The following is a 6,848-nucleotide window of genomic DNA, read 5'->3' as shown; positions in this document are numbered from 1 at the left end:
TTAATTGTTATTTTTAAACATTATTAAATAAGTGAAATGGCAGTATATAATGGGGATAATAATTACTATCCAAAAAAAATTGACAATATTAATTATACAGATGAATCATTTAGTGATTGGGAGAAATATAGAAATACAATCTTACAAAATCTTACAAAAAGCCAAGATGATTTTGAAAAATATTTAAATATTTTCAGCAGTGGAGGACTTTTTATATGTTTAACTATTTTGAGCAAGCTGATTGAGAAAGAAGTATATTATCAATTACAATTTTTTATTATATTTGCTAGTATACTTTTCCTTATAAGCCTACTATTAAATTTATTTTCGCATTATATTGCAATTTCAAATGATGAAAAAAATATAATTGATATTGATAATCAATGTGAGGTTATCTCTGAAAATATAGATAAAAGGAACAAGGTTATTGTATTTCTTAATAGGGGCTGTGTTTCGTCAATCACATTAGCAACATTAATGCTTTCAATATTTTTAATTTTAAATATAAAAACAATGAGCAAAAAAGAATATTCTAATAAAGACGTTCCTAAGGGTGCTAATACAAATGTAAATCCAAGGCCTTTAAATGATGAAAAAGGAAGGACAACAACAAAACCTTCTTTTCAAATTAAACCTAAAAAATAATTATGAGCAAAAAGATATCAATACCAGAATCATCCGTTCCAAAATCTACTATTCCAATGGTAAAAATTGGTTTAGGTAGAGTGACTGTTAAGCCAACTAATCTGAAGCCTCCAAAAACAAAATAAATTTAGAAATATAAACATATATGTTGATCGAATAGGTATTCTTTTGTATAGAATATTTTATTTGAATTATAATTCTTACTTGAGAATATTATTAAGATAATCAAACAAGGATAATTCTTTTTTAGTTTATCAAATGTATAAAAGTTTTAAAAAAAATCCTGACTCTTGTTAGGATTTTTTTTATTTTTAGCATTAGCTTTTAAAATATTATTCTCTTTCATGTACATTTCAAAATCAAATTTGATTGAGAAAAGTTTTGAAGGTTCTATTCCAGCAGCTAAAGATATTCTTATTAATGTTGAAAGTTTAGGAACATTTTCTTTGTTAAGTAATCTATAAACTTGTTTGCGATCAACATTTGCTGCTGCTGCTAAGTCAGCTGCATCAATTCCTTTTTCATCAAGAAATCTTTTAATGTAATCAGCAACAGCAATAAAATATTTATCCTCAATATGATTCATTAAATAAAAGTGACATATTTGTCAAAAATATCATTGACAAATATGTCACAATTGAAATAAAGTTATTATATTTGCAATATAAGTTACAGCAATGTAACTTTGCGATACTTCAAAGAACAATAGAAGCTATTGCTTAGAATCTCGATCTGAAAACTGGTAATTTTTAACGTACGAGACGATAAGCAGGAAGCTCACGACCTAGGCGTGGGCTCTCTTATCTGTACGTAAGGTATACCAGTACCTCAGATCGGATAATGTAGAGTTCCATGCCGTTTTATTTTTATGCCGTCCGGTATTCTGCAATTATTCTAAGCCTGCTTTACAAGATAAGAGTGCCGTCAGGAGATGTTGTAATATATTTCGCTGCGCTGCATTCAGAATGACATTGTACGATAGGGTGTACAACCTATTGCGGGGCTTCCACAGGCTCAATTACCAAAAACTGACAGGGCTTATAAGCCATTCATTGATAAAATCAAAACCTCTTTCTGCAAAAGCAACACGAAGAAAGGGCAGGAGAGGTACATACCGTAAATACACAAATGATGAAGACCACTGCAGGCATGGCCGTCCCAGGACGGCCGCTCGCTTGCAGCCTGCCCAACCGGAACCGCAAAACCGACAGGCGATCAACACAAAAAAAATATCTTGCCATGAAAAAGAAAAACATAGATTTTGAATCCGGATGCTGGACGGACCGCAGGAAACATTCCGCATTCAGCCTGATGGAAACCTTTTTCCAGTTCCATGATCCGGCAGCCGCCAAAAACAGGCTGTATGAAATGATGGACTACGCCCAGAACCGGAAAGTCCTGATGAAAGACAATCCCTCCGTGATCTTTCATTTATACCTTTCACTCCGTTCATTTGTCCGGGCCGGCTATTGTCTGCAGTTCAAATCAAAAAAATGGGCAATCCATGATTCGGCAGAACCGGCGCTACATCTGATGCTGGGTTCGCTTTCAAAAGAAGAATACAGAGACCCGTTTCTGGTATTTCAGAAAGCGTTCAGTGGATTTACAATCAGGGATTTTGATCATTTCCTGGCGGAGATCGTGTATTTCTCCCTCGGCTCTTTCAACAATGTCCCGGAAAGTAATATCGTCACGCCGTTCATCCACCTGAACAAAATGCTGGATGCTGCCCAGCTAATTCTGGAAAGGAGAAAACGTAAAAAAAACGAAGTTCCGGCAGTCGCTTCATCAAATCAGCCTGCTGATTCACTCTTTGCTCCCTCTTAAATAAAACACACAGAAAGATAATCTTTGCGTTAAAAAAATTAAACGCAAAGTTTTACTAATAATACGTTCAGATTTTAAGGAAGCAAAGGCTAGCGACAAAGCCGCTGATCAAGCGCCTGGTTGATACGCCCGCTTCATCAGATGATATTAGATTATTCAAAATAAACTTTAGATAAGAAACACCAAAAAATTACAATACCGACTGCCAGTAAAAAACGACATAGGAGTCTGAAGCGTTAAGAAAATAAAGCCTGTGAACGTTAAGAAAATTCTACTGTCCGAAGTGCGAGGAAACCAGTGTATATTCACCAAAAAATGATTTCGCACAAGTTTTAGAATTTTTAGTGAACAGGATTTATTTTTAGCGGAAGAATCCAGGTCTTGATCTTTTGGTTCGTTTTGCATCAAGGCAAAATGAACAGAATAAACACACAGAAAGATAATCTTTACGTTAAAAAAATTAAACGCAAAGTCTTATTCAGGATACTTTAAAATTTTAAGTGAGCAAAGAGTAGTGGCAAAGTCGCTGATAAAGCGCCTGGCTGATACGTCCGTTTCATCAGATGATATTAGATTACTCAAAATAAACTTTAAATAAAGAATACAAAAAATTACATCACCGACTGTCAGTAAAAAACGACATAGGAGTCTGAAGCGTTAAGAAAATAGATACTGTGAACGTTAAGAAAATTCTACTGTCCGAAGTGCGAGGAAACCAGTGTTTGTTCACCAAAAAATGATTTCGCACAAGTTTAGAATTTTTAGTGAACAGGATTTATTTTTAGCGGAAGAATCCAGGTCTTGATCTTTTGGTTCGTTTTGCATCAAGGCAAAATGAACGGAATAAACGCACAGAAAGATAATCTTCGTTAAAAAAACATCTTAATTAAACGCAAAGTTTTATTAATAATACTTTAAAATTTTAAGGGAGCAAAGGATACCGGCAAAGCCGCTGATAAAGCTCATGGCTAAAACGTTCGCTTCATCAAATCAGCTTGCTGATTCACTCTTTGCTCCCTCTTTAATAAAACATACAGAAAAATAAACTTTGCGTTTAAAAAACAGCTTAATTGAACGCAAAGTTTAACTCACAGAAACATAATCTTTACATTAAAAAACATCCTCTTCAACAAACCATATATTTTTCTATTTTTATCAGATGAAAAACAGTCTTTTAGCCGCGTTAATATTTCCGTTTTCCCTGTATGCACAGGAAGTTCCGAAACTTACCGATGCCATGGCCATGAAATTAGCGGAAAAACCGCTGCACTGCATTAATCAGGAATACCCGAATAAAACCGCACATATCATCAATAATGCAGGAGAGGCTTCCTTAAGCCCGAAGCAGCTGCACCCCAGCTTTTACGGCTGTTTCGACTGGCACAGCTCCGTTCACGGGCACTGGATGCTGTTACGGCTGTTAAAGACAAAACCGGATCTGTCTGTGGCTAAGGACATTGAAAATATACTGGACCAGTCTTTCCGGAAAGAAAACCTGGACGCCGAAGCAAATTATTTCACCCGGTACCAGCTGGCCACCACCTTCGAAAGAACCTACGGCTGGGCCTGGCTCCTGAAACTGGATGAAGAACTGACCACGTGGAACCATCCGAAAGCGAAAACCTGGCATCAGAACTTAAAGCCGCTAACGGATAAAATTCTGAATTCCTGGAAAACCTATCTGCCCAAGCAGACCTACCCGAACCGAACAGGCGTTCATCTCAATACCGCTTTCGCCATGGCTTTTGCGATCGACTGGGCACGGGCGAACCATGATAAAGATTTTGAGAATCAGCTGTTGGAAAAAGCAAAGTATTTCTATCTGAAAGACGAGAAGACACCGGCTTATCTTGAACCCGACGGCTCAGACTTCTTTTCGCCCAGCCTTGAAATTACCGACCTGATGCGGAGGGTACTGCCGCAGAAAGAATTCGTACAGTGGCTGAATGCATTTTACGGTAAACGCAGCCTTGAAAACATTGAGAAAATCCCTGTGGTAAGCGACCTTTCAGATTACCAGACGGTTCATCTGGTAGGACTGTCTTTTTCCAAAGCATGGTGCATGAAAGGGATTGCCGGCGCGCTGCCTGACAGCCATCCCCTGAAAAAAGAGTTCCGGAAAACCGCGCAGGTATTTTTATCCAATGGGCTTCCCCTGCTGTTCCAGGGAAATTACGGCGGAGACCACTGGCTGGCCAGTTTTGCTGTCTATGCACTGGAAGACTAATACCGGATGCCTGCCTTTTTCAAAATAAAGCTCAGCAGCCAGATGGGCCCGATCAGCAGGAACTGAAGGTCTTTCATAAAGGAAGGTTTTTTCCCTTCGATCTTATGGCCAACAAACTGCAAAGCCCAGGTAACCACGAAAACCGAAAGGTAAACGAGCCAGGGTTTCTCTGTACGGGTATTCACGCCGAAAGCAAAACTTTCCATGATGATCATCAGGATCAGCATAATAAAACCGATTAAAAAAGACAGCCTCATATAAAATACCGTCACCAGCGCGATGGCGGCAAGGCTTACATAGCTGATACATCCGATGTAAATAAAGCAGATGGATTTTGAAGGGATCAGCGAGATAAATCCCAGGATCGTCCAGAAAATCAGCGGGACACAGATCCAGTGGATTAGTTTATTGGTGGCGTTTCTGTGGCTTTCTGCATACTCTGCAAACAGCAAATCAATTTTTCTCATACCGGTAATTTGGAAAACACTAAAATAATAAATTTTTGTAATCACTCCGCAGATTGCTTACATTTGTGTTATGTCTGTCCTGGAAAAATTCGGAGTCGAGATCTTTACGCAACATAATATTTTCGAGCGGATTGCTGTGGATAAGCCTTTCCGGCCGGACAACCCGGCTTTTATCTTTATCAAGACCGGAACCATCAGGCTCAGGCAGCATTTCCGGGACCTGGAGCTTTCTGCCAATATGTTTATGGTTACCGATCCGCAGACGGTTTATGAAATGATCTCTGTAAGTGACGATTTCCAGTCGAGAATGGTATCATATAAAAGAGAATTTATTTCGGCCCTATCGCTGAAGTTCAACAGGCTCATTACGTACCGGTATTTCAGGCAGCAGATGAATATCGGGGTTCCTTTTCATGCAGATGAAATGGAGGTGGTTTGGAAAAGCGTAAATTTCTTAAAATATATCCTGGATTCTGAAACGGAAATGACCTATAAAAAAGAGATTGTAGAGCATCTTTTCTCCGTATTCTGTTACCAGATGGCCGGGATTATCTCCAAGGAAGACAGCAATGCGATGAACCAGATGTCCAGGCAGGAGGAAATTGTTTTTATCTTCTTGAATGATCTTGCCCTGCACCATCATACCGAGCGCAGCGTGGAGTTTTATGCAGAGCGGCAGTCTATTACAACCAGACATCTTTCTGCAGTGGTGAAGGAAGTGACCGGGAAATCTGCCGGCCAGGTGATTGCCCTGATCGTGATGAATGAGGCAAAAGTACTGCTGAACTCCACCAGTAAGCCTGTTTCTGAAATTTCTTCCACACTCGGATTCAGTGACCTGTATTCATTTTCCCACTTTTTTAAAAAACATTCGGGCGAAAGTCCGTCACAGTACCGTACTCAGTTCGAAAGCTGAAATCCTACATTTGAACATCTTTTTCCAAAATTCAAACATTTGTTTGAGTTTCTTCGTAGCCTAACTTTGCAACCGTAAAACAAGGTACAATGGTAAAGAATATAAAAACAGCACTGTCTCTGATGACAGCTATGCTCCCTGCGCTGTTTTTTTCACAGGACAGAAAGCAGATTACAGCCGGTGAAGTGGCCGCGCTCGCCGTGGAGAACCATCAGCAGTTAAAAGTTTCGGCACGGAACATCGATATTGCAAAACAGAATACAGATATTGTCAGGCTTCAGAAGCTGCCGAATATTACGGCATCTACGAGCCAGTTTTATTTAGGCAACGCCATAGCACTCGATAAAGACTTTTCATCTTCCGTGAATGTCCCGATGCCCCATTACGGAAGTTCCTATGCCGTTCAGGCAACCCAGCTGATCTTTAAAGGAGGGCTGGTGAATAAATCCATTGAAATGGCCGGGCTCCGCGAACAGCTTTCTGAACTGGACCTGGAAAAGAACAAGCAGGATGTGAAGTTCCTGGTGATTTCCAATTACCTCCTTTAGATTTGTAAAAAGAAAATGATATTTTTATTATGAAGAGAAAAGTGTTTAAGTAAACTAATAATTACTCCGAGTACAACTCATACTTCGATTAAGACTTAAACACTTTCTTATCAAAAACTCCTTATCAAAAACTCAGATAGAAATTCGGGATTGGAGCCCATTATTAAGGAGTTGAGATGATGATAAGTTTCTCTTTCAATTAATCAAAACAAATTTAT

The 6,848-nt window shown here is 38.8% G+C and carries 8 protein-coding genes; 6 read left to right on the top strand and 2 right to left on the bottom strand.

Going from position 1 to position 6,848, the window contains the following annotated elements:
* Positions 1-36: 36 nt before the first annotated feature.
* Both ASE55_RS02255 and ASE55_RS20715 read left to right on the top strand, forming a co-directional pair.
* Positions 37-645 carry a hypothetical protein gene (locus ASE55_RS02255; protein WP_056214964.1) on the top strand — a complete coding sequence of 203 codons (609 nt, stop codon included), beginning with the start codon at positions 37-39 and terminating at the stop codon, positions 643-645.
* Positions 646-647: 2 nt separating this feature from the next.
* Positions 648-770, top strand: a complete 123-nt coding sequence (locus ASE55_RS20715) for a hypothetical protein (protein ID WP_262483808.1) — start codon at positions 648-650, stop codon at positions 768-770.
* A gap of 146 nt (positions 771-916) precedes the next feature.
* Here the strand turns inward: ASE55_RS20715 and ASE55_RS02250 are convergent, their stop codons facing one another.
* Positions 917-1,231 (bottom strand): helix-turn-helix domain-containing protein, encoded by a 315-nt coding sequence (locus tag ASE55_RS02250; RefSeq protein ID WP_056214961.1) that lies wholly within the window; start codon positions 1,229-1,231, stop codon positions 917-919.
* 653 nt (positions 1,232-1,884) lie between these two features.
* Between ASE55_RS02250 and ASE55_RS02245 the strand changes: the two genes are divergently transcribed.
* Both ASE55_RS02245 and ASE55_RS02240 read left to right on the top strand, forming a co-directional pair.
* Positions 1,885-2,472, top strand: a complete 588-nt coding sequence (locus ASE55_RS02245) for a hypothetical protein (protein ID WP_128414477.1) — start codon at positions 1,885-1,887, stop codon at positions 2,470-2,472.
* 1,159 nt (positions 2,473-3,631) lie between these two features.
* Complete coding sequence (locus ASE55_RS02240; RefSeq protein WP_056214956.1) at positions 3,632-4,699, top strand: DUF2891 domain-containing protein; 1,068 nt, start codon at positions 3,632-3,634, stop codon at positions 4,697-4,699.
* Here ASE55_RS02240 and ASE55_RS02235 read toward each other — a convergent pair.
* The gene (locus ASE55_RS02235; RefSeq protein WP_056214953.1) at positions 4,696-5,166 is read right to left on the bottom strand and encodes a DUF962 domain-containing protein; all 471 of its coding nucleotides are present in this window, start codon (positions 5,164-5,166) and stop codon (positions 4,696-4,698) included. The genes ASE55_RS02240 and ASE55_RS02235 overlap by 4 nt on opposite strands.
* A gap of 70 nt (positions 5,167-5,236) precedes the next feature.
* Between ASE55_RS02235 and ASE55_RS02230 the strand changes: the two genes are divergently transcribed.
* Positions 5,237-6,082: a helix-turn-helix domain-containing protein gene (locus ASE55_RS02230; RefSeq protein WP_056214950.1), complete on the top strand. Its 846-nt coding sequence runs from the start codon at positions 5,237-5,239 to the stop codon at positions 6,080-6,082.
* A gap of 89 nt (positions 6,083-6,171) precedes the next feature.
* A complete protein-coding gene (locus tag ASE55_RS02225; RefSeq protein WP_056214947.1) occupies positions 6,172-6,630 on the top strand; it encodes a TolC family protein in 459 nt (152 codons plus the stop codon).
* Positions 6,631-6,848 lie beyond the last annotated feature (218 nt).

Origin of the sequence: Chryseobacterium sp. Leaf201, assembly GCF_001421435.1 — a bacterium.
In the GTDB taxonomy this organism is placed as follows: Bacteria; Bacteroidota; Bacteroidia; order Flavobacteriales; family Weeksellaceae; genus Chryseobacterium.
Note: the sequence above shows the minus strand (reverse complement) of the source record. Positions and strands in the feature narration are given on the sequence as shown.